We start from the raw sequence: 2435 nt of genomic DNA on the forward strand, positions 1-2435 counted from the left end.
TGAATACAGGTTGAGCCCGTACCAGTGCTGGTACGGGCTCTTCCTCTTTAACGGGCCGGGCTTGTCGGGCCCCGGCCCCGCCGGCCCCGCCGGCCCCGCCGGCGTCGAGGCAGCAGGCGCCGTCCGCCCGACCCCAGGCACCAGGCCGGGCATCGTCTCTTGGACGTGTTGCGTGCCCCGAGCATGCAGAATCGATCTCCCTCCCACCGCTCCGCCTTCGGACCTTCGTGTGGGAGCTCTGCCGCATCGGGGTAAGCCCTGCGATATTGCCGATATTACCGATATTGCCGGAACAGCCGATTCTCGGTTTTTAACGTTGCATGGTCCACTCTTACCCTTACAAATCCCAGCTTGTGGGGATAGCGTCGCGACCTCGGGGCCAGACGGCTGCGGCTGCCAAACTGCTGGTGGTGCAGTGGCCCCTCTCGATAAGCCAGAGAGAAGGCGGAACCTTATGAGTCGGATTGCAGCACTCACACAGTTTGGGGGGCATCGGGGGAGGGGGAGTAACAGACGCAGATATTTTAGGAACCTGCTTGGTCTGGTTGGCGCATTGCTGGCCGCATTGGTGGTCACGGCGTTGCCGGCGCAGGCCGTGTTTTCCGGCCCGCAGCCTGGTGATGCCGTTCCCGCCGCCCAGGTCGAAATCACAATGACCGGTCAGGGGTTGGGGACCGCCGCAACGGGAGGACTGCCGCCCGTAGGAGCGGCATTTGATATCAGTGCCTATCCCCCGGACGTACCGGCAGATTACGAAACCGATAATCCGTCCTTCGCCGGCACCATCCTCACCGAGGATGCGGAGGGCAACATCCAGGAAATGTACTGCATCGACATCCGTACCTCCACCTACTCCGGGCTGGGGTATGAGAGCGGTACGTGGGGTGAGGCCAACGTTCCCAACGTGGGATACGTGAACCGGGTCCTGAATAGCTACTACCCGGACCAGCCCGGCCTCCCTGCCGAAGCAGCGAATGACAGTATTCGTGCTGCAGCGGTCCAGGCAGCAATCTGGTTCTTCAGCGACGGCTTCGTCCTGCAGGACACGGATCCGGTCCGCCCGCTGACTCAGGGAATTATCGACGCTGTTCTTGCAGCCGGGCCACTCACTGAACCGCCGCCGCCGGACGTGACTATTGCTCCCCCTGTAGCCGCCGGACCAGTGGACGGCGTGACGGGGCCCTTCACCGTGACCGCCGGCGGCGGCGCGGCACTGACAGTGGAGGCACCCGCGGGCTTCACTCTGTTCACGGATCCCGCGGGGACCGTTCCCCTCGTTAACCCGGTGGAGTCCGGCAGTCAGGTCTGGGTACGCAGTACGGCCCAAACCACGGACCCTGCTGTGATCACCGCAAGTGCTGTGGTGACCGTAGAGACAGGCAACGTCTACCTCTACGCGGGCAACAACCCCGACGTGACGACGGCGCAAAAGCTGATCCTGGCGGCCAACGCACAGATTGAGTCCAACGCCCAGGCCACGGCGGAGTTCTTCGTCGCCGGAGACCTAACGGTAAATAAGGCCTTTGCCGGAGAGGCAGCCGGCAGCCAGGGCGCCATCGTCCTTGCTGTGGACTGCGGTCCTGTAGGGGCTTTCGTCTTTGAAATCCCGGCCGGGACAACAACCCCGGTAACCGAAACCGTAACCGATCTTCCGGTTGGAACGGTCTGCTCTGTGACGGAAGAGACTACCGGGTCCACCACGGAGGTGACGGTGACGCCTACCCTCTCCGATCCGGTGACGATCACTGAGGGGGAGAATGTTCTCACCGTGACCAATACCGTGGAATTCAACCCGGGCAACCTGGTCGTGGCGAAAACCATCACCGGCTCCGGAGCCGGCCTGCAGGACGACATCGTGCTGCACGTCCAGTGCGGTGACGGGCTGATTGACGAGACGTTCGTGATCCCCGCAGGAACCACGGTCGGCACGTTTACCCAGCTGTACCAAGGGATCCCGGCGGGGGTTCTGTGCCGGGTCTCGGAGCCGACGTCAGGTGCCAACGAGGATGTCACCGTCTCCTCCTCAGGTACGGCGGAGGTCACCATCCTGCCGGGGCAGGAGCTGACAGCTGAGGTGGTCAATGAATACGCCCCCGTGCCGGTAACCGAACGGCTCCCGCGGACCGGGGCTGAAGACGCCACTGCCATGGCCATGGCAGCAGGTGGTGCCGTCCTGGCCGGATCGCTGTTGATCCTGGGTTCGTTCCGGAGGCGCAGCAGCTAGTCCAGGGCCTCCCGTACGGAGAGGCTGACGGATAGCAGGAGCCGGCGCCCGGTAGGGGGCCGGCTCCAGCTATCCGGACGATTTGCGGCTACGGGCAAACGTGTGTAAAGTTTTCTAAGTCGCCGCGGCCGGGACGCTGGAAAAGCGCCCGAGCATGGCGGCCAAACCCCAACAAAAAACAGAGTCCAACCAGTGCGCGCCCTTCGCGGGG

General features: G+C 63.7%; 1 protein-coding gene. It reads left to right on the plus strand.

Annotated features, from left to right (window positions below):
- Window positions 1-553 precede the first annotated feature (553 nt).
- Complete coding sequence (locus NNX35_RS15995) at window positions 554-2224, plus strand: thioester domain-containing protein (RefSeq protein WP_255767515.1); 1671 nt, start codon at window positions 554-556, stop codon at window positions 2222-2224.
- The last annotated feature ends 211 nt before the right edge of the window (window positions 2225-2435 follow it).

Source organism: Arthrobacter sp. zg-Y844, assembly GCF_024385465.1.
GTDB lineage: Bacteria > Actinomycetota > Actinomycetes > Actinomycetales > Micrococcaceae > Arthrobacter_B.